Source organism: Roseisolibacter agri, from assembly GCF_030159095.1.
Lineage (GTDB): Bacteria > Gemmatimonadota > Gemmatimonadetes > Gemmatimonadales > Gemmatimonadaceae > Roseisolibacter > Roseisolibacter agri.
Genome location: NZ_BRXS01000007.1, coordinates 339,694 through 360,214, shown reverse-complemented (window position 1 = coordinate 360,214; position 20,521 = coordinate 339,694). Strand labels below are relative to the sequence as shown.

Here is a 20,521-nt window from a genome sequence, read left to right as displayed (position 1 = left end):
CGCGCGGAAAGCTAATGCCCCCTGGCCGCGCGGCACCCTCCGGGGCCGCCCCGCGGTCAGGCGTTCGGGTCGAACACCACGCGCGCGTCGCCCGCGGTCACGCGCCGCCGCACCAGCGACGGGTCCTCGAACAGCCGCACCAGCAGCACCCCGGCCACGAAGCCGCCGACGTGCGCCCACACCGCCACCCCGCCCGACGCGTCGGGGCGCATCTGCATCAGCTGGGGCAGCCCCGCCAGCACCTGCTGCCCGAACCAGAGGATCAGCATCAGCCACGCGGGCACGTGGAAGAGGAAGATCGGCGGGAAGTAGGTGCGGACGCGCACGCGCGGATAGAGCAGCAGGTAGCCGCCCAGCACCCCCGAGATGGCGCCCGAGGCGCCCACGGTCGGCACGGGCGACGTCGGCTCCAGCAGGACGTGCGTCGCCGCGGCGGCCAGCCCGCACAGCAGGTAGAAGGCGAGGAAGCGCCCCCGCCCCATCGAGTCCTCGACGTTGTTGCCGAACACCCAGAGGTAGACCGCGTTGCCCAGCAGGTGCGCCCACCCGCCGTGGAGGAACATCGACGTCAGCGGGGTGAGGACGTTCCGGCGCTCCTCGTCGATGACGCAGGCGACGTCGGGGGCCATCGGGACGCCCAGGCCGACCGGGACGCGGTGCGTCAGCTCGCCCGGCACCATCCCCCAGTTGCAGACCGACGCGATGAGCTGGTAGCCCTCCATTCCCGCGCCCTGCACCCACACCCACGTGACGAGGAGGGCGGCCAGCAGCAGGTAGGTGACGACCGGGGTGCGCAGCGTCGGGTTGTCGTCGCTGATCGGGATCATGAGATGGTCATGCGGGGCCGGTGGACGGCGGCGTGACAAGAGTGCGCGGCCGGTGCCGATCTGTCACGGGCCGCGGTGCGACGCGCCCGTCGATTCTGCCAGGGTGACAGGGATACCGGGCCCCGGGCTTGCCCTGCCACCTCCCTGTCGCACGTGGCCCGCGCCGACCCGGCAGCGGGCCGCGCCGCTCACCCTCTGAGGATCTCATGGCAGATAAAGTCATCGGCATCGACCTCGGCACGACCAATTCCGTCGTCGCCGTGCTCGAAGGGGGCGACCCGGTCGTCATCCCCAACGCCGAGGGGGGGCGGACGACCCCCTCGGTCGTCGCCTTCACGAAGGACGGCGAGCGCCTGGTCGGTCAGATCGCCAAGCGCCAGGCCGTCACCAACCCGCAGAACACCGTCTTCTCCATCAAGCGCTTCATGGGGCGCAAGATGAGCGAGGTCGCGGACGAGCAGCGCAAGGTGCCCTACAAGGTCCAGGCGGGCGCCAACGACGTCGCGTCCGTCGAGGTCCAGGGCAAGCGCTATACCCCGCCCGAGATCTCCGCGATGATCCTGCAGAAGATGAAGCAGACCGCGGAGGACTACCTCGGCCACTCGGTCAGCAAGGCCGTGGTCACGGTGCCCGCGTACTTCAACGACTCGCAGCGCCAGGCCACCAAGGACGCCGGCAAGATCGCGGGCCTCGACGTGCTGCGCATCGTCAACGAGCCGACGGCCGCCGCGCTCGCGTATGGCCTCGACAAGAAGAAGGACGAGACGATCGCCGTCTTCGACCTCGGCGGCGGCACGTACGACATCTCCGTGCTCGAGCTCTCCGAGGGCGTCTTCGAGGTCAAGTCGACCAACGGCGACACGCACCTCGGCGGCGACGACTTCGACCAGCGCGTCATCGACTGGCTGGTGGCGGAGTTCAAGCGCGACCAGGGCATCGACCTGTCGAAGGACCCGATGGCGCTGCAGCGCCTGAAGGAGGCCGGCGAGAAGGCGAAGATGGAGCTGTCGTCGACGCAGTCGACCGACATCAACCTCCCCTTCATCACCGCCGACCAGACGGGCCCGAAGCACCTCAACTACCAGCTCTCCCGCTCCAAGTTCGAGCAGCTGGTGGACGACCTGATCGGCCGCGTCCTGCCGCCGATGGAGATGGCGCTCAAGGACGCGGGGCTGACGCCCGACAAGATCGACGAGGTGATCCTCGTCGGCGGCTCGACGCGCATCCCGAAGATCCAGGAGACGGTCAAGAAGTTCTTCGGCAAGGAGCCGAACAAGGGCGTCAACCCGGACGAGGTGGTCGCCATCGGCGCCGCCATCCAGGGCGGCGTGCTGACGGGCGAGCAGAAGGACATCCTCCTCCTCGACGTCACCCCGCTCTCGCTCGGCATCGAGACGCTGGGCGGCGTGATGACGGTGCTCATCCCGCGCAACACGACGATCCCGACCAAGAAGGCGGAGACGTTCAGCACCGCCGACGACAACCAGACGACGGTCGAGATCCACGTGCTGCAGGGCGAGCGCGAGCTGGCGACCTACAACAAGACGATCGGCAAGTTCCAGCTCACCGGGATCCCGCCCGCTCCGCGCGGCATGCCGCAGGTCGAGGTCACCTTCGACATCGACGCCAACGGCATCCTGCACGTGACCGCGAAGGACAAGCAGACGGGCAAGGAGCAGAAGATCCGCATCGAGGCCTCGAGCGGGCTGTCGGACGCCGAAATCTCGCGGATGGTGAAGGACGCCGAGTCGAACGCGCAGGCGGACAAGGAGCGCCGCGAGCAGATCGACACGCGCAACCGCCTCGACTCGCTGACCTACGAGGTGGAGAAGAACGTCAAGGAGTGGGGCGACAAGGTCCCGGCCGAGACGAAGACGAAGATCGACGCCGCCGTGGACCGCGCGCGCAAGGCGCTGCGCGGCGACGACATGGCCGAGATCCGCAGCGCGCAGGAGGAGCTGACGCGCGTGTTCAGCGAGGCCGGCCAGTCGTTCTACCAGCAGCAGGGCGCGCAGGGCAGCCCGGATGGCGCGACCGCTGGCGAGTCCGCCGGCGCCCAGGGCCCCCAGGGCGCGCAGGGTGCCCAGGGCGCGGCCGCCGACGAGGTGGTCGAGGCCGATTACGAGATCGTGGACGACAAGAAGTGATCTGAGGGCCTGATCCGCTCCTGATCGTCCCGAGCGCAGCGAGGGACCTCCTTTCCGTGGCGACCCACTCGCCCCGGAGAGTAGGTCCCTCGCTGCGCTCGGGACGACTCCGGAGGGAACCCTTCCCCGGCTGCCGGTTGTCTCACTGTCGCGGACGACGCCGCCAGGCGAAACTTGCCCTCGTGGGCCGGGTACGTCCGCTGACCACCAACCTCGAGTTGCTCCGTATGGCACGTCTCGCCCGTGTTCGCCTCGGCGTGGCCGTGGCGTTCGCTTTCGTCTGTGGCGTCCTGTTCGCCACCGCATTCGACTGGACCCGCCACCTCGGCGCGCAGAACGGCGTGCGCGTCGCGCCGGTGAGCGCCGCGCAGGTGGACGTCAGCGGCGGCTTCGCCCGCATCGCCGAGCAGGTCACCCCCGCCGTCGTCTCCATCCAGACCGAGCGCGACGCGCGTCGCACGGCCCGCGGCGGCCAGGACGGCCGCGGCCGCGTCCCGCCCGGCTTCGAGGAGTTCTTCCGCCAGTTCGAGGAGCGGCAGCAGGAGCCCGTGCAGGCCGATGGCTCCGGCTTCATCGTCTCGAAGGACGGCTACATCCTCACCAACAACCACGTCGTCGGCGACGCCGACCGCGTGAAGGTGACGCTCACCGACCACCGCGAGTTCAGCGCGAAGGTCGTCGGCGGCGACCCGACCACGGACGTCGCGGTCATCAAGATCGAGGGGAGCGACCTGCCGAGCGTCGTGCTCGGCGAGGACACGACGACGCGCGTGGGCGACTGGGTCGTGGCCGTCGGCAACCCGCTCGGCCTCGACTTCACGGTGACGGCCGGGATCATCAGCGCGAAGGGGCGCTCGAACCGCGACCTCCCCGGGCTGCTGGGCGGCAACTACTCCATCTCGGACTTCATCCAGACCGACGCCGCGATCAACCCCGGCAACTCGGGCGGCCCGCTGCTCAACTCGCGCGGCGAGGTGATCGGCATCAACTCCGCGATCGCCAGCCGCACGGGCTTCTACTCGGGCTACGGCTTCGCCATCCCGGTGTCGCTCGCGCGCGGCGTGATGGAGGACCTCATCAAGCACGGCCGCGTGCGCGCGCCGGTGCTCGGCATCTCGATCGACGAGGTGTCGCCCGAGGACGCGAAGGTCGCCGGCGTGGAGCGCATCCGCGGCGTGATCGTGCGCGGCTTCAACCCGGCCGAGGGAAGCCCGGCGGAGAAGGCGGGGCTGCAGGCGGGCGACGTGATCGTCGCCATCGACGGCCGCGAGGTGGACCGCGTGAGCACGCTGCAGCGCGTGGTGCGCGCGCACGAGCCGGGCGAGACGGTCGGCGTGGACGTGATGCGCTACGGCAAGCGCCAGAGCTACCGCGTGAAGCTGCTGGAGCGCGAGGAGACGCCGACGGTGGCGCGGGCCGCGGCTCCGCGCGTCGAGCCCGCGCGCGGCGAGGCGGTGAAGCTCGGCATCAGCGTCGAGCCGGTGTCCGCCGACTTCGCGCGCGAGACGAACCTCGCGGCGGGCGACCGCGGCCTGCGCATCACGGACGTGTCGCGCTCGGGCCCCGCGTTCCGGCTGCTGGTGCCGAGCGACGTCATCACCGACGTGATGTTCCCGTCGCCGCGGAAGGTGCGCACGACCGCCGACCTGCAGAACGTGCTGTCGGGCCTCAAGGCGGGCGACGTCGTGAGCCTCCGCGTCTACGGCACCGCGGAGCCGGTGATCGGCGTCCGCGTGGTGAACGTGCGCGTGGCGCAGTGACGCGACCGCGCAGCGCGTGATGCGACGCGGGGCCGGTGTCCACTGGACACCGGCCCCGCGTCGTCTCGCACGTACGGCATCGATTCAGAAGGGCGTGGGCCCGCCGCCGCCCGGGCCGCCCGCGCCCTCGCCCGCCTTCCGCAGCACGGCCACCAGCGCGACCACCAGCGCGACGCCGCCGCCCACCAGCACGGCGGTGCGGCCCTTCGCGAGCTGCCGGCGCTCGACGCCCTGCCGCCACGCCGCCGGCAGCGCGAGCGCGTCGCCGCTCCACGCCACGTCGACGTCGGCGGTCGTGAGCAGGCGGTCGGGGCGCAGCACGAGCGTGTCGCCCGCGACACGCTCGACCTGCCCTTCCAGCCCGCGCACGCTGCTGCCCAGCGACGACGCGAGCGCGCCCACGCCGGCGTCGGTGAGGCCCACGCGCACGCGCGCGCCCGGCGCGACCGACCCGGGCGCGGCGGGGACGTGCGCGTAGCACCCCACCAGCAGGGTGTGCGCGGCGAGCGTCCCCACGAGCGCCGCGCGCCGGCGGCGCGCCTTCAGGCCGCTCATCCCTCGCACAGCGGACGCGGGATCTGATTGGGATTCGACTGCCGCTCCGTCTGCGTGATCGGGAAGAAGCAGCCGCGCATCGTGTAGGCGAGCGACGTCTGCTGCCACCGCGCGTCGCGCTGCCCGAACCGGTACATGTCGGCCAGACGGCGGCCCTGCATGAACAGGTTCACGCGGCGCATGTGCACCAGCAGGTCCTGCGGCGCCACGCCGGTGCCCGTGTACGGCGCGAGCCCCGACGTGAAGGCGCGCACCGTGTTGATCCGCGACGTGAACTCCGCCGTGTTGCCCTGCGCCAGCGCCGCCTCGGCGAGGATCAGGTGCATCTCGCGCGCGGAGACGACGATCGCCGGCAGGAACTGGCCGCCGTTGATCAGCGTGCTGACGCGCGCGCGCAGCGCGAGGTCGGGCTGTCCCGTGATCGGGTCGTTGAGCGCGATGACCGGCTGGCCGTTCGCGATCAGCGTGCGGTTCTGGCCCTGCGCCGCGGGGTCCGGCGTCGCGTACGCCTGGCCGATGCGCACCTCGCGCCGCGTGTTCAGGTCGTTGCCGAGGTTGTTGCCGGCGGTGCCGGTGGGCGTGGGCTGCACCGTCAGCGTGAAGTCGGCGGCGCCCATGAGCGCCAGCGCGGCGGTGGCGTCGGCGTTCGCGCCGGCGTCGTTCACCAGCGGGCTCGCCACGGGCTGCGCGGCGCCGGTCTGGCGCGTCGGCGGATTGACCTTCGCCCACACCGCACGCGAGTACTTGGCGCGCGCGCGCATCGCGAGGATCTGCGTGCGCAGCGCCGCGTTGTTGGTCGCGGTCGCGACGGCGAGCCCGCGGTCGAGGTACGCCACGGCGGTGTCGTAGACGACGCTCATCTTCGCCTCGCCCACCGGCGGCGCGCCCTCGGCGCGGTCGGAGGCGATCGGGAAGTCGTCGAACATGTCGCCGATCGTGACGTAGTTGATCGCGGCGTACAGGTAGCTCGTCGCGAGGTCGTTCCGGTTGACGAGCTGCGACTTCGCGTCGAACGCGCTGAGCTGCTTCACGGCGAGGTCGCCCGTGTAGCGCGCCGTCGACATCTGCAGGAACCCGTTGTCGCTGAACTGCAGCCCCGGGTTGCCGACGTTCCCGACGTCGAGCTGGAAGAAGCCGTCCTGCGACCCGACGAAATCGAGCTCGTCGCTCGCGGTGCCGTAGACGTCCAGCATCGCGTTCAGCGCGCGGATCGTCAGGCCCACCGCGCCCGTGGCCAGCGGCGTCGCGGCCGACGGGTCCTCGAGCGCGGTGTCGATGACGTTGTTCGGGTTGTCGACGTCGAGGAGGTTGCTGCAGGCGGCGCTGAGCGCGCCGGCGGCGGCGCAGGCGACGAGGGCGCCGCGGCGCAGGCGGCCCATGGTGCGACCCGGAGACTGGCTGGTGGTCTTCTGCATGTCAGTACCCGAGGCGCACGGCGAAGGTGAAGCGACGCTGCAGCGGCATGCCGAACACGTCGACCGCCTCCGCGAAGTTCTGGTTCACGGTCGCGCCCGCGCCCGTGTTGCCGCCGCGGCCGGCCTGGTTGGCCTCCGGGTCCACGCCGCTGTACTTGGTGAAGAGCATCAGGTTGCGCACGCCGACTGTGATGCCGAGGTCCGTCGCGCCCAGCCGGCCCGCGAGCGCGGTCGGCGCGGTGTAGGTGAGCCCGAGCTCGCGCCAGCGGATGAAGTCCCCGCTCTCGTTCTGATTGAGGCCGTCGTACGGCGAGAGCGCCTTGAGGTCGCTCGCCCACGTCAGCGCGTCGGCCAGCCGCTGCTCGGCCGTCGTCGCGGGGTTCTGCAGTCGCGCGTCGACCGTCGCGGTGCCCTTCGAGTTGAGCGCGATGCCGAGCGCGTTCTTGAAGGCGCCGGTGAGGTTGGTGACGGTGAAGTTGCCCGCGCGGTACTCGAACAGCGTGTTCACGCGCCACCGCTTGAACAGCGTGACCGTGCCGCCGAAGCCGCCCGACCAGTCGGGGATCGGCTTGCCGAGGTAGTTGTCGAGCGGATCGTTGTTCGGATCCGGCGTCTCGTCGACCTGGATCGGGTTGAGCGCCGCGACGCCCGCGTTCGCGCCGAGGCGCGGCACGTTGGCGAGGTAGGTGAGCGCCTGCGCGCGCGTGTCGGGCACCTTGTCGCCGTTGAAGTCGTACGGCACCTGGTCGCCGGTGAGGCACGCGTACGTGGCGCCCGACGGCCGCAGGTCGCACGACTTGATGATGGCGCCGCCGAACATGGCGCCCGGTGCGTAGCCCTGGCGGATGAAGTTCCGATAGCGCACCCCGCCCGCGCTCACCTTGATGGGTGCCGCGCCGCCCAGGTCCGTGATCTTCTGCCAGAGGTAGGCGCCGTTCGCGAACAGGTCCACCTGCAGGTTCGGACGCGACATCGCCGTCGCGTTGAGCGCGAGCTCGAGGCCGCGCGCCTTCATCTGCCCGACGTTCGTGAGCTGCGTCGGCAGGAAGCCGCCCGACGGCGCGTACTGCACCGGCACGAGCAGGTCGTTGACGACGCGGTTCCACGCCGTGACGCTGAGGCCCAGGCGATCCTTCAGCAGGCCGGCCTCGAAGCCCAGCTCCGTCTCGGTCGAGACCTCGGGCGCCAGCTCGGGGTTGCCGAGGTTCACCGGGATCAGGCCGTTCGCCGACGTGGGGTTCGCGACCTGGATCGGGCCGAAGGTCGTGAACTGATCGAACGCGCCGGGCTGGCGGCCCGACTGGCCGATGGCGCCGCGCAGGCGCAGCGTCGGCACCGCGCGGGCGAGGAAGCTCTCGCGGTACCACGCGCGGTCGCTCGGCACCACGGAGAGGCTGAACTTCGGGTAGAACACGCCCGGCGCCTCGGTGCCGAAGGCGCTCGCGTAGTCGTAGCGGCCGCCGATGGTGGGGAAGATCCAGTCGAACAGCTCGAACTGCGCCTGCCCGAACACGCCGCCGTTCACCGTCGAGAGGAAGCTCTCGGGGTACGTGGTGACGGTGCCGGCGCTCACGACCTCGAGACCGGGGCCGGGGAAGTTCTCGGCCGTGACCGAGCCGTTGATGGTGCGCGAGAAGAAGCCCTGCACGCCCGCGTCCAGGGTCATGCCGAGCTGCGGCCGCAGCTGGCGCTTCCAGCGCGCCTTCGCGTCGACCGTGATCTGGCGGTCGTTCAGGTCGTCCGTGGTGCGGCGGCCGTTGGGCGCGGTGGAGTTCTGGTTGTCGACCGCGTTGCCGAACGGCAGCTGCGACGTGCTGCGCTGGCCCGTGATGTCGACGCCCGTGATCGCGGTCAGCGTCAGGTCGGCCGGCAGCTGCAGCTGCGTCTCGAACGCGCCGATGAAGCGCTGCACGTCCTGGCGCGTGCGGAGCTGCCCGCCCTCGCGGATGGTGGCGAAGGCGCCGTTGCCGTACGGGTTGCCCGGGCCGTCGCACTCGCCGGGCGCGCGCACGCCCTGCGTGGCCGCCTTGGTGGGATCGAGCTGCACCGCGCGGATGCAGTTCGCGTTCTCCGGCTTGGCCAGGAAGCCCTGGCTGATGATGCCGGTGATGTCGTTGCCGTTCGACGGCGTCTCCTGGAACGCGCCCGTGTAGCTGGAGCGCGCGCTGATCCGGAGGTTGCTCCGCGGCTGGAACTCGACGTTCGCCGTCGCCTGCGCGCGGCGCGCGACGTCCTCCGTGGGGAGCGTGAAGCCCTGCAGCGTCTTGCTGATCGGGCCGTCCTCGTACGCGTAGCGTCCCGACACGAAGTACCGCGTCGTGCCCGTGCCGCCCGCGACCTGCCCGTTGTAGACCTGGCCGAGGCCCGTGCCGATCATCTCGTCCAGCACGCGACGCTCGATCACCTCGAACGGCTGGATGGTGCGGCCGTAGAAGACGCTCAGCGAGTCGGCGCGGCCCTGCGTGCGCGCGAAGCCGGCGTTCGTCGGCAGGCGGTCGGTCGGGTAGCGCGACGCGCTCTGCTCGAAGCCGAACTGCCAGACGGGCCGACCGGCGGCGCCCTTCTTGGTGAAGATCTGGATGACGCCGTTCGACGCCTCGGTGCCGTAGAGCGTGGCCGCCGCGGCGCCCTTGAGGACCTCGACGCGCTCGATGGAGCTGGGGTCGATGTCGTCGAGGCGCGACGGCGAGCCGCCGTTGCGGCTGATGTTGCCGCCGAACCCGCCCGCCTGGTTGATGCGGATGCCGTCGACGAGGATGATCGGCTCGTTGGACTGCGAGATGCTGGCGTTGCCGCGGATGCGGATGCGCGCGCCCTCGCCCGTCATGCCGCTCGACGGGAGGCCGACGAGGCCGGGCTCGCGGCCCTGCAGCACCTCGGAGACCGTGGTGACCGGCGCGTTCTGCGGCGGCTGCACGACGGCGATCGTGTTGCCGAGCTTCTTGGTCTCGACGGCGCCGCCGGTGCCGGTGACGACCACCTGATCGAGCTGCAGCGCCGAGGTGCTGAGCTCGAAGGTGACGCGCGCCGTCTGGCCCGAGGCGACGGTGACCGCGCGCGTCTGCGGCGCGAACCCGATGAACCGCGTGCGCAGCTGCACCTCGCGCGCGGGCACGCCCGTGATGCGGAAGGCGCCGGTGGCGTTGGTGGCGGCGCCGAGCATGGTGCCGACGACCTGGATCTGCACGGCCTCGAGCGGCCGGCCGGTCGAGGCCTCGGTGACCCGCCCCTCGATGATGCCGGCCGACTGCGTGGCCGCCGGCTGCTGCGCCCACGCGTAGCGGACCGGTAGGAGGGCCAGGGCGGCGCCGGCGAGGGTGGTGGCCACGAGGGCGGATTGCCCTCGCCTGGCCCACGACGGAGGTCTCGTGCGCATGCGTCTCCCTTCCCGAAGCGTCGGTACACGAAAGGCGGCCCGCATGGGCCGCCGGCGAACGGGTGCGGCGAGCACCCGGAACAGCCGCATCGAGTGACACGGCGTCGCGACGCCGTGAGCGCGCAGCGTCCACGGCGCGCCACCACCGGACGGTGATGCGCGGCAGGCGCGTGGGGTTGCGTCTTCGCAGGGAATACCACGCGTGCGCGGGGGCTGTCAAGCACGCTCGCGACGCCGGGAATGTTCACGGGCCGTACGAAGTGCCGGGGATGTGGCGCCGCCGGGCGCGGGCTACCTTCCATCAGCCCGCCGGCGGCAGCACACGCCGGCGCGGCCGCGGCTCGGGTGGCGAAATGGCAGACGCGCCAGACTTAGGATCTGGTGCCGAGAGGCGTGCGGGTTCGAGTCCCGCCCCGAGCATGGAGCGCGCGAACAGGACGCGAACAGGACCGGGCCGACGCGGGCGGCCGGGAACCTGCGAACGCAGCACACGTTTGTCCGGAGCGACGTCGCCCCCGCCGGGGGCGGCGGTCACCGCGGCGCCGCGCGCCGCGCGGTCCCCGCTTCCCGCATCGTGATGCCCGACTCGAGCTCCGCGGCGTTCCCGACGGTCGCGCCCGGCGACGACGCGCGCTGGTGTGCCCGCATCGTCCAGGGGCACGCGCGCACCTTCCACTACGCGAGCTGGCTGCTCCCGCCGGAGAAGCGCCGCGCGGCGTACGCGCTCTACGCCTTCTGCCGCGTCGCCGACGACCTGGTGGACGCCGCCCCGCTCGCCGGCCCGGTCGCCGTCGCCCGGCAGCTCGACGACTACGCCCTCGCGCTCGAAGCCACGCTCGCCGGACGGCCCGAGGGGCCGGTCTTCCGCGAGCTGCACCGCGTGCTCGACCGGCACGCGGTGCCGCCGACGGTCCTGCGCGAGCTGCTCGCGGGCGTCGCGCGCGACCTGCAGCCGGTGCGCTACGAGAGCTGGCGCGCGCTCGTGACCTACTGCGAGGGCGTCGCGAGCACGGTCGGCGAGATGTGCACCCACGTCTTCGGCGTGCCGGGCGGGCCCGCGATGCGCGAGCGCGCGCTGCGCTACGCGCGCACCCTCGGCGTCGCGATGCAGCTCACGAACATCCTGCGCGACGTGGGCGAGGACGCGCGGCGCGGCCGCTGCTACCTCCCGGCCGAGGACCTGGCGGCGTTCGGGCTCGGCGTGGACGACGTGCTGCACCGCGCCGACCTCGCGCGCGACGAGCGGTGGCGGCCGTTCATGGCGTTCGCCGTCGGTCGCGCACGCTCGCTCTACGAGGCGGCGCTTCCGGGGATCGCCCTGCTCTCCCCCGACGCGCAGCGGTGCGCGCTCGCCTGCGCGACGGGCTACGCGAGCATCCTCGGCGCGATCGAGCGCCTCGGCTACGACACGATCGCCCAGCGCGCGCGCGTGGGAGCCGCCGCGCGCGCGGAGGTGCTGTGGCGCGCGTGGCGACTGCGCGCCGGCGACGCGCGGCCGGGCGCCGACCGCGTGCGCGACGCGGCGCCCGAGTGGGACCTCTGCCCCACCGCGCTCGCCGTCGCGGGCGGTGGTCACGCCACGCACCACCGCCCGACCGACCTGGTGAAGCTCGCGTGAGCACGACGCACACGTCCTCGCCGGCGCTGGTCCGCGCCGCCGGCATCTGTCTCGCCGCGCACGCCGCGCTCAGCGTCTTCTCGGCCGTCGCGTTCGCGACCTTCCTGTCGGGTCCACCGCCGGCATGGCTGCAGGAGCCGGCCAACCAGCAGGCGCTGCGCATCGGCTGGACGTTCGGGCCCGCGACGACGGTGGTGCTCGGCGCGCTGGCGGGGCTGCTGCACGCCGCCGGGAAGCTCGGCGCGCGGCGCGCGCTGCTGATCTTCGTGCTCGGCTTCTCGATCTCGCTCGCATCGGAGCTGTCGGGGACCGCCACGGGCTACCCGTTCGGACCGTACGCGTACAGCGGGCTGCTGGGCTGGAAGGTCGCCGGGCTGGTGCCGTTCAACATCCCGACGTCGTGGTTCTTCATGCTCTACTGCTCGCTCGCGATCTGCGGGCGCATCCTGCGCGTCGCGGATGATGGATGGAGCAAGGCACGGTGGGCAGCCGTCGCGGGGCTCGTGCTGACCGCGTGGGACGTGTCGATGGATCCCGCGATGGTGCGCACGGCGCACTGGCTCTGGCACCTCGCGCCCGAGGCGCAGCAGACGACGCTGCAGCGCGTGTTCGTGAGCGACCTGTTCTACGGCATGCCGCTCTCGAACTGGCTCGGCTGGCTGCTGACGGGCACCGTCGTCGCGCGCGTGATGCTGGCGGTCGTGCCGCCGAGCGCGTGGGCGCGGCTGGTGGCGCCGTCGCGCTTTCCGCTGGCGCTGTACGCGGTGAACGGCGTGCTGCCGCTGACGATCTGCGCGCGGTACGGGATGTGGTGGGCGGTGATCCTGGGCTTCGTCGCGATGGCGCTGCCGCTCGCGCTCGCACTGCGCGCGCCCTCGACGCTCGGCGCTCCGCGCTCGGCGCTCACGCTGCCCGACGACGGAGCGAGCGCCGAGCGACGAGCGCCGAGCGTCGTCGGGATCCCGTCCTGATGCGGATCCTCGTCATCGGCTCGGGCTTCGGCGGCCTGAGCGCCGCGATCCGCCTGCAGGCGCAGGGGCACGAGGTCACGATCCTGGAGCGGCGCGACCAGCCGGGCGGACGCGCGTACGTGTACCGGCAGGACGGCTTCACCTTCGACGGCGGACCGACGATCATCACGGCGCCGTGGCTCATCGACGAGCTGTTCGCGGTCGCCGGCCGCCGCACCGAGGACTACGTGTCGCTCGTGCCGTGCGACCCGTTCTACAACATCCGCTTCCCGGACGGCTCCGTCTTCCGCTACGACGGGAACCGCGCGTCGATCGTCGAGCAGATTCGCCGCTTCAACCCCGACGACGTCGCGGGATACGAGCGATTCTTCGCGGGCGGCGACGCGATCTTCGAGACGGGGTTCGGGCTGATCGACAAGCCGTTCCTGAAGCTGCGCGACATGCTGCGCGTGCTGCCCGACCTCGTGCGCCTGCGCGCCGACCGCAGCGTCGCCAGCTACGTCGCGCGCCACATCCGGGACGAGCGCCTGCGACAGGTCTTCTCGTTCCACCCGCTGCTGGTGGGCGGCAACCCGTTCCAGACGACGTCGATCTACACGCTGATCCACACGCTGGAGCAGCGCTGGGGTGTGTGGTTCGCGATGGGAGGCACGGGCGCGCTCGTGCAGGCGTTCGTGCGGCTGTTCGAGGAGCTGGGCGGCGAGCTGCGGCTGGAGGCCGACGTCGCGGAGATCGAGGTCGACGCCACGCGCCGCCGCGCGACGGGCGTGCGGCTGGCCGACGGCACGCGGCTGCGCGCGGACGCGGTGGTGAGCAACGCCGACGTCGCCTCGACGTACCTCAAGATGGTGGCGCCCGCGGCGCGCCGGCGGATGACGGACGCGCGCGTGAAGCGCATGAAGTACTCGATGTCGCTGTTCGTGATCTACTTCGGCACGGACCGGCGCTACGAGCACATGGCCCACCACGAGATCCTGATGGGTCCGCGCTACCGCGGCCTGCTGGACGACATCTTCGGGCGGAAGCGGCTGGCGGAGGACTTCTCGCTCTACCTGCACCGCCCCACGGCGACCGATCCGTCGCTCGCGCCGCCGGGGTGCGACGCGTGGTACGTGCTGTCGCCCGTGCCGCACCTGGGCGGCGACACCGACTGGCGCCAGGCGGCGTCGCGCTACCGCGACGCGATCATGCGCTCGCTGGAGGAGCGGTACCTGCCCGACCTGTCGAAGCACGTCGTGACCGAGCACCGCATCGACCCGCTGCACTTCGAGGGGACGCTCAACTCCTACCTGGGCAGCGCGTTCTCGGTGGAGCCGACGCTGATGCAGAGCGCGTGGATGCGCCCGCACAACCGGAGCGAGGACGTCGACAACCTGTACTTCGCCGGCGCGGGCACGCATCCGGGCGCGGGGCTGCCGGGGGTGATGAGCTCGGGGAAGATCGTGGCGGAGCTGATCGGCGAGGCGCGCGATGCGGCATCCGCGAGGTCGCACGACGAAGCGATTGCTACGGGACGATAGCCAGGCGCGCCGGACTCTTTTGTCTATGGGGAGATGCGGATCCTCCGGATAGGAACGGATCTTTCGGATCGCTCCACGCGGCGACGGCGTCCCGTGCACCCGAGCGGAGCGATCCGTCGGATCCGTCGCATCCGGAGCATCCGGATCCTCACCAACGGACACAGGGGTCCGGCACGACGGAGTGTCCCATCGAACGAGAACGGGGCGGCGAGCCGAGATGGCCGCCGCCCCGTCGTGCTGCTACGAGCGCGCCGGGTCGGTCAGCGCTTCGCCTGCACCTCGCGCGTCGCGACGGCGGCCGAGTCGGCGCGCACGGCGACGGTCGGGGCCTGCGTCGAGATCGCGGACGTGCGCACCGGGCCCGTCGCGCAGGTCACGGTGATGGTCTGCGGGGAGTACAGGCTCCACGTCAGGAACTGCGCGAGGCCGTTGATGAAGCTCTGCTGCGTGACGACCGTCGCCACGCCCTGCTGGCACTGCGACGAGACATTGACCGGCGACGGCGGCACGAGGCCGTACACGAAGCCGTGGGCCCAGGGGATGTTCACCGCGGGCGTGGCGGCCGCCGGAGCGCCCGACTGCACGGTGATGCGGTAGCACCCTGCGGAGAGCATCGCCGCGCAGGCGAGCAGGATCGGAGAGAGACGACGCATGGATCGGAATCCTCGAGAGGAGAGTCGGTGTCGGACGCTCAGAACTGGACGAACACCGGCTCGCCGGTGCGCACCGCGGTGGCCGTGGCGGCGTTCATCGCCGTCAGGCGCGCCTGCAGGTCGGTGCCGGCGACCTCGATCGTGCCGCCGCCCGTCGACGCGCTGCCGCTGGCGCACGTGACCGTCACGGTCCGCGGCGTGTAGACGCCGAGCGTCACGAAGCTGGCGAGGCCGTTCACGAAGCTCATCTGCGTCTCGACCTTCGCGATGCCGCGCGGGCACTGCGAGGCGACGTTGATCTCGGGCGCGGCGACCAGGCCCCAGAGGAACGTCGGGGTCCAGGGGCGCGAGACGATCGTGCCGCCCGCGGGACGGCCGGTCTCGACGACCGCGTGGTAGCAACCGGACGACGCGAGGGCCGCGAGCGCCAGGGAGGTGATCCGGAGGAGCCTCATATCGGTGATCGGAAGGAAGTTGGTGAGGACCAACGAGTCGTCCCGCCCAACGTGAACGGATGGTCAACGACTCGCCGCCATTCTATGACGGTCGGTGTCATGGCGCCATCCTCATTCCGACCCAATTCGAAGGCCTCCCTCCGCCGCGCCGGACCCAAACCACGAACGGCGGCAAGGATGAACGTCCGAGAAGGTCTGATAACGGCGGATGGCTCCGCGTGGTGACGAGGGACGTCGCACCATGCGGAGCCATCCGCCGTTATCAGACGCTACCCGATCCTATCCTTGCCAACGCCGTTCGGGTCCGGCGGGCCGGGCTCAGAACGCCACGCCGATCACGAAGCGCCCATCCGGATAGACCTGCTCCAGCGGGCTGCCGTCGTTGACGTCGCGCAGCACGCGCTTGGCCCCCGCGCCGATGCCGACCCGGAACTTCTCCTGGCGGCCGAGCAGCCAGTCGTAGCTGACGATGACGCCGGCCGTGGGCGCGGTGGCCGTGCGGCGCGGCACGTCGCCGCTGCACCCGAAGGTGCAGACGAAGTTGTCGTCGTTGCGCGCCGAGTGGACGCCGGCCGTGAGGCCGACCGAGAAGCCGCGGAAGGGACGCTCGCCCGGGTAGTACAGCGCCTTGGCCGAGACCCAGCTGTCCCGATCGTCGCCCGTGGTGAGCCACGAGCCGCCGATCCCCAGCGTGAAGCCCGGGCTCGCGAGCGCCGCCTCGTACTCGGCCGAGAACAGCCCGAAGGGGAGCGCGAGCGCGTTGACGGCGATGGCCTGACGCCACGGGCCCGGATCGGGCGGGGGCGGCGGCGTCTGCGCGTCCAGCGACGCGGCGGCGAAGGTCACGGCCGCGAGGGTCGCGCTGGCGGCGGCGAGCGCCGGACGCTGACGGAAGAGGGGCATGGGCACTGGGGTGAGGGGGACGTCGGCCCGGTGTCCGGCCGGGCCCGGCTCGCAACGTACCCCGCACCCGAGCGCAGGCTCCAGAGGGTCCCCCGAGCGGGGGGCGCCGGGGCCGTGCTTCTATCGTCAGAGGGGCGGGGTTAGCTTGTGGGGCGGAGCGTCGCGGACCGGCCATTGCCGGGCACGCGACGCTCTGCCCGTCTCAGCCCGCACCTTTGCCGAGTGCGCTCCCCGTGGAGCGCGGCTTGAACCGACCATGGACATCCAGATCACGCAGAAGGAGAGCGCCGGCGCCGAGCGACACCTCGAGGTGTCGATCCCCGCCGAGGCCGTGCAGGCCGCCGAGGAGCGCACCGCGCGCCGCTACGCGTCGCAGGCCCGCCTCCCCGGCTTCCGCCCCGGCAAGGCGCCCGCGGCGATGGTGCGCAAGCGCTTCGCGACCGAGATCCGCCAGGACACCCTCCAGACGCTCGTCCAGGAGGCGTACCAGCAGGTCATGGCGCAGGAGAAGCTCGAGCCGATCACGCAGCCGCACATCCACGACCTGAAGTTCGAGGCGGGCGAGCCGCTGACCTTCACGTTCCACTTCGAGGTCCGCCCCGAGATCACGCTCGAGAAGGTCGAGGGCTTCTCCGTGGAGCGCCCGTCGAGCGAGGTGACGGAGGAGATGGTGCAGCAGCAGCTCGACGCGCTGCGCGACCAGAAGGCGAGCTGGGCGCCCGTCGAGGAGAAGCCGGCGCCGGGCGACATGGTGACGGTGGAGCTGGCGACGGCCGACGAGGACGGGACGATGCCGGCCGGCAAGGAGTACCGCATCACGATCGGCCAGCAGCAGGCGATCCCGGGGATCGAGGAGCTGATCATGGAGGCCGCGCCCGGCCAGACCGTGGAGCGCGCCGTGAAGTGGCCGGACGACTTCCCCGACGAGGCGCAGCGCGGCGCGAGCAAGCTCTCGCGCGTCACGGTGAAGGAGGTGAAGCGCAAGACGGCGCCCGTGATGGACGACGCGTTCGCGCGCGAGCTGGGCGACTTCGACTCGGTGGACGCGCTGACGGCCGCCGTGCGCGAGGACCTGCAGGCGAACGCGACGCGCGAGGCCGACGCGGAGACGCGCGCCAAGCTGCTGGACGCGATCATCGACGCGAACCAGTTCGAGATCCCGCCGAGCTGGGTGAAGCAGCTGACGCAGAGCTACGCGCAGGCGTACCAGATCCCCGAGGCGGACCACGACCGCTTCGCGCAGGAGTTCCGCGCGATCGCGGAGCGCCAGGTGCGCCGCGACATGGTCGTCGACTCGCTCGCCAAGCAGCATGGGCTGAGCGCGACCGAGGCGGACGTGGACGAGGAAGTGCAGACGATGGCGCAGGCGCGCAACGTCGACCCGGGCCAGATCTACGCGGCGCTGCAGAAGGCGAACCGGCTGAACGAGATCGAGCACGGCATCACCGAGCGCAAGGTGTTCGACTGGCTCAAGGCGCGGAACACGCTGGGGTAAGAGATGGTCGTCGGGGGCCGCGCGCGCGTGCACGATGCGCGCGTGCGGTCCGACCTCCCGGAGGGGCTGTTGCCCGTTCGGGGGAGTTGCGGAACCGCCCGCCCGACGCGTCGATTGCGCAGTGAGGCGCTCATGCCGACCCTGGACCACGACGACGACGACGAGCCCATGCCCACGATCTACACGCCCTACATCATCGAGCGCTCCAGCCGCGGCGAGCGGACGTACGACATCTTCTCGCGCCTGCTGCTCGATCGCATCGTCTTCCTCGGCACGCCGATCAACGACGACGTCGCCAACATCATCATCGCGCAGCTGCTCTTCCTCGAGGCGGACAACCCGGGGAAGGACATCCACCTGTACATCAACTCCCCGGGCGGCAGCGTGAGCGCGGGGCTCGCGATCTACGACACGATGCAGCACCTGTCGTCGCCCGTGAGCACGATCTGCATGGGCATGGCGGCGAGCATGGGCTGCTTCCTGCTGGCCGGCGGCGCGAAGGGCAAGCGCTTCTCGCTGCCGCACGCGCGCATCATGATGCACCAGCCCTCGGGCGGGTCGCAGGGCACGGCGGCGGACATCGAGATCGCGGCGCGCGAGATCCTGTATCTCCGCACGAAGATGAACGAGCTCATGGCCAAGCACACCGGCCAGCCGACCGAGCGCATCGAGCGCGACTTCGACCGCGACCGCTACATGTCGGCGGACGAGGCGAAGGAGTACGGGATCGTCGACAACATCGTGACGACGCGCGGCGAGATCGTCGAGGCGTCGGCGCAGCCGACCGTCACGAGCACCTGATCCGTCACTGACCAGCGCCGTCCGGCGCGCGTGGGGCCCGGCCGCAGAGCTCGGCGGCCGGGCCCCATGTGCGTCCCGGAGAGCGCACCAGCACGCGCCGCCTCGCCGGTGGCGCCGCGGCGCCGACCCGCGCCGACCGACGCCCGCGCCGTCACGCACGGCGCGGCGCGCGTCACCACGGACCCCGTGCCGCCCCCGCGCGCCCGTGCAAGGCCTTGCGGGCGCGCGGTCCCCAGTGCCTCGTTCGCGGGACGCGCGTCAGGGGTCCGTGCACGGAAGTCCGTACACGATCGATCCTTGCCTGCGCACGCGGTCAGTCGCGGCCGCGCGGGCGCGCGGCACTCATGCTTGACCGTCCGCGACCGAGACTATTACGTGTCCGTGGGGGCCGTCCGGTGTCGCCGAGGTGCTCCCCGCCTCCCGCACCTCGTCCACCGCCGCTCCCGCTCCGCCCCAGCCGCCATGTCGCACGACAAACACCTGCGCTGCTCGTTCTGCGGAAAGTCGAAGGACTCGGTCCGGAAGTTCATCTCCGGCCCGAGCGTCTACATCTGCAACGAGTGCATCGCCCTCTGCAACGAGATCCTGGCCGAGGACGAGGAGCGTGAGGTCGCCGAGGCGATCACCCAGGTCCCGACGCCCACCGAGATCAAGGACGTCCTCGACCAGTACGTGATCGGCCAGGAGCGCGCGAAGAAGGCGCTCGCGGTCGCGGTCTACAACCACTACAAGCGCATCAACTCCGCCAGCGTCCGCGACGACGAGGTGGAGCTCGACAAGTCGAACATCCTGCTCGTGGGCCCCACCGGCGTCGGCAAGACGCTGCTGGCGCAGACGCTCGCCCGCATCCTCGACGTGCCGTTCACGATCGCGGATGCGACGACGCTGACCGAGGCGGGCTACGTCGGCGAGGACGTCGAGAACATCCTCGTGCGGCTGCTGCAGGCGGGCGACTTCAACGTCGCCGAGTGCGAGCGCGGCATCGTCTACATCGACGAGATCGACAAGATCGCGCGCAAGAGCGAGAACCCGTCGATCACGCGCGACGTCAGCGGCGAGGGCGTGCAGCAGGCGCTGCTCAAGATCCTCGAGGGCACCGTCGCCAGCGTGCCGCCGCAGGGCGGCCGCAAGCACCCGCAGCAGGAGTACATCCAGATCAACACGAAGGACATCCTCTTCGTGTGCGGCGGCGCGTTCGACGGGCTGGAGAAGATCATCGAGGCGCGCGTCGGCCGCCGGCAGATCGGCTTCACGGGCAAGCCCGACGCCGAGGCGAAGGCCAAGTCGAAGAACCCGTTCGAGGAGGTCGAGCCGGAGGACCTGCTGCGCTACGGCCTGATCCCCGAGCTGGTGGGCCGCCTGCCGGTCGCGGTGCCGCTCGAGGCGCTCGACGAGGACGCGCTGGTGCGCATCCTCAAGGAGCCGAAGAACGCGCTCACGAAGCAGTACGCGAAGCTCTTCGACCTGGAGAGCGTGAAGATCACGTTCGAGGAGAGCGCGCTGCGCGCGGTGGCGGCGAAGGCGCTCAAGCGCGGCACCGGCGCGCGCGGCCTGCGGGCGATCCTCGAGGAGTCGCTGCTGGACGTGATGTTCGACCTGCCGACGCGGGAGGACGTGGTCGAGGTCAAGGTCACGGAGGGGTGCATCACGCACGGCGCGCCGCCGCTGATCGAGCTGGCCCCCAAGCGCGTGAAGAAGGAGGCCTGAGTCGTTCGCGGCTCGCTCGTCGTGGACGCCCGCCCTCGCTCGCTGCGGGGCGGGCGTTCTGCGTTTCGGGGGCTCGGTTGGGTTGGGCTCGTGGCCGGATGGGGCGAGGGGGCGTCGCCGGCTCGGAAAATGGCGCGGCGGAGCCCCGACGGCGCGGCGCGCGTCGGATCTCCGCACGCGCCATTTTCAGGTCGCTCGGCGATCCCCCTCGCCCCACCCGGCCCCAACCTCCGTCGCGTCGGCAGGCGGGCGCGCAACCGAAGTGCGCGGGCGTGCGAGCGAGGCCCGCGTGCGACGCAGGCCCGAGAGGCGCACGGG

15 protein-coding genes and 1 tRNA gene are annotated in these 20,521 nt (G+C 71.6%); 9 read left to right on the top strand and 7 right to left on the bottom strand.

What is annotated here, in order from left to right; all coding sequences use genetic code 11:
• Window positions 1–56: 56 nt before the first annotated feature.
• Window positions 57–827: a rhomboid family intramembrane serine protease gene (locus rosag_RS22640; protein WP_284352458.1), complete on the bottom strand. Its 771-nt coding sequence runs from the start codon at window positions 825–827 to the stop codon at window positions 57–59.
• Between the two features lie 206 nt (window positions 828–1,033).
• Between rosag_RS22640 and dnaK the strand changes: the two genes are divergently transcribed.
• On the top strand, window positions 1,034–2,974 hold the full coding sequence (dnaK, locus tag rosag_RS22635; RefSeq protein ID WP_284352457.1) for a molecular chaperone DnaK: 1,941 nt from the start codon (window positions 1,034–1,036) through the stop codon (window positions 2,972–2,974).
• 263 nt (window positions 2,975–3,237) lie between these two features.
• Window positions 3,238–4,734, top strand: a complete 1,497-nt coding sequence (locus rosag_RS22630) for a Do family serine endopeptidase (protein ID WP_284352456.1) — start codon at window positions 3,238–3,240, stop codon at window positions 4,732–4,734.
• Between the two features lie 84 nt (window positions 4,735–4,818).
• Here the strand turns inward: rosag_RS22630 and rosag_RS22625 are convergent, their stop codons facing one another.
• Genes rosag_RS22625 through rosag_RS22615 form a run of 3 tightly spaced genes read right to left on the bottom strand, consistent with a single transcriptional unit; the run spans window position 4,819 to window position 10,032 of the window.
• The gene (locus rosag_RS22625) at window positions 4,819–5,289 is read right to left on the bottom strand and encodes a hypothetical protein (RefSeq protein ID WP_284352455.1); all 471 of its coding nucleotides are present in this window, start codon (window positions 5,287–5,289) and stop codon (window positions 4,819–4,821) included.
• Window positions 5,286–6,704, bottom strand: a complete 1,419-nt coding sequence (locus tag rosag_RS22620) for a RagB/SusD family nutrient uptake outer membrane protein (RefSeq protein ID WP_284352454.1) — start codon at window positions 6,702–6,704, stop codon at window positions 5,286–5,288. Before rosag_RS22620 ends, rosag_RS22625 begins: the two co-directional genes overlap by 4 nt.
• A 1-nt stretch (window position 6,705) precedes the next feature.
• Complete coding sequence (locus tag rosag_RS22615; protein ID WP_284352453.1) at window positions 6,706–10,032, bottom strand: SusC/RagA family TonB-linked outer membrane protein; 3,327 nt, start codon at window positions 10,030–10,032, stop codon at window positions 6,706–6,708.
• Window positions 10,033–10,419: 387 nt separating this feature from the next.
• Here rosag_RS22615 and rosag_RS22610 point away from each other — a divergent pair.
• The 4 genes from rosag_RS22610 (at window position 10,420) to rosag_RS22595 (ending at window position 14,189) form a co-directional block, all read left to right on the top strand.
• Window positions 10,420–10,500, top strand: a tRNA-Leu gene (locus rosag_RS22610).
• A 157-nt stretch (window positions 10,501–10,657) separates the two neighbouring features.
• Window positions 10,658–11,698 carry a phytoene/squalene synthase family protein gene (locus rosag_RS22605; protein WP_284352452.1) on the top strand — a complete coding sequence of 347 codons (1,041 nt, stop codon included), beginning with the start codon at window positions 10,658–10,660 and terminating at the stop codon, window positions 11,696–11,698.
• Window positions 11,695–12,669 (top strand): carotenoid biosynthesis protein, encoded by a 975-nt coding sequence (locus tag rosag_RS22600; protein WP_284352451.1) that lies wholly within the window; start codon window positions 11,695–11,697, stop codon window positions 12,667–12,669. Before rosag_RS22605 ends, rosag_RS22600 begins: the two co-directional genes overlap by 4 nt.
• Entirely contained in the window at window positions 12,669–14,189 is a 1,521-nt protein-coding gene (locus tag rosag_RS22595; RefSeq protein ID WP_284352450.1) for a phytoene desaturase, read from the top strand. The genes rosag_RS22600 and rosag_RS22595 overlap by 1 nt, the downstream gene beginning before the upstream one ends.
• Before the next feature lie 260 nt (window positions 14,190–14,449).
• On the opposite strand, the gene rosag_RS22590 is transcribed toward rosag_RS22595, so the two are convergent.
• The 3 genes from rosag_RS22590 to rosag_RS22580 form a co-directional block, all read right to left on the bottom strand.
• The gene (locus tag rosag_RS22590; RefSeq protein WP_284352449.1) at window positions 14,450–14,842 is read right to left on the bottom strand and encodes a Bor/Iss family lipoprotein; all 393 of its coding nucleotides are present in this window, start codon (window positions 14,840–14,842) and stop codon (window positions 14,450–14,452) included.
• Between the two features lie 38 nt (window positions 14,843–14,880).
• Entirely contained in the window at window positions 14,881–15,297 is a 417-nt protein-coding gene (locus rosag_RS22585) for a Bor family protein (RefSeq protein ID WP_284352448.1), read from the bottom strand.
• 318 nt (window positions 15,298–15,615) lie between these two features.
• Entirely contained in the window at window positions 15,616–16,200 is a 585-nt protein-coding gene (locus rosag_RS22580; RefSeq protein WP_284352447.1) for a hypothetical protein, read from the bottom strand.
• 256 nt (window positions 16,201–16,456) lie between these two features.
• Between rosag_RS22580 and tig the strand changes: the two genes are divergently transcribed.
• The 3 genes from tig to clpX all read left to right on the top strand — a co-directional run bounded on the left by tig (window position 16,457) and on the right by clpX (window position 20,203).
• The gene (gene tig, locus rosag_RS22575; RefSeq protein WP_284352446.1) at window positions 16,457–17,695 is read left to right on the top strand and encodes a trigger factor; all 1,239 of its coding nucleotides are present in this window, start codon (window positions 16,457–16,459) and stop codon (window positions 17,693–17,695) included.
• A gap of 168 nt (window positions 17,696–17,863) precedes the next feature.
• Window positions 17,864–18,496 carry an ATP-dependent Clp endopeptidase proteolytic subunit ClpP gene (clpP, locus tag rosag_RS22570; protein WP_309298193.1) on the top strand — a complete coding sequence of 211 codons (633 nt, stop codon included), beginning with the start codon at window positions 17,864–17,866 and terminating at the stop codon, window positions 18,494–18,496.
• Window positions 18,497–18,958: 462 nt separating this feature from the next.
• Window positions 18,959–20,203 carry an ATP-dependent Clp protease ATP-binding subunit ClpX gene (gene clpX, locus rosag_RS22565; protein ID WP_284352444.1) on the top strand — a complete coding sequence of 415 codons (1,245 nt, stop codon included), beginning with the start codon at window positions 18,959–18,961 and terminating at the stop codon, window positions 20,201–20,203.
• Window positions 20,204–20,521: the final 318 nt, after the last annotated feature.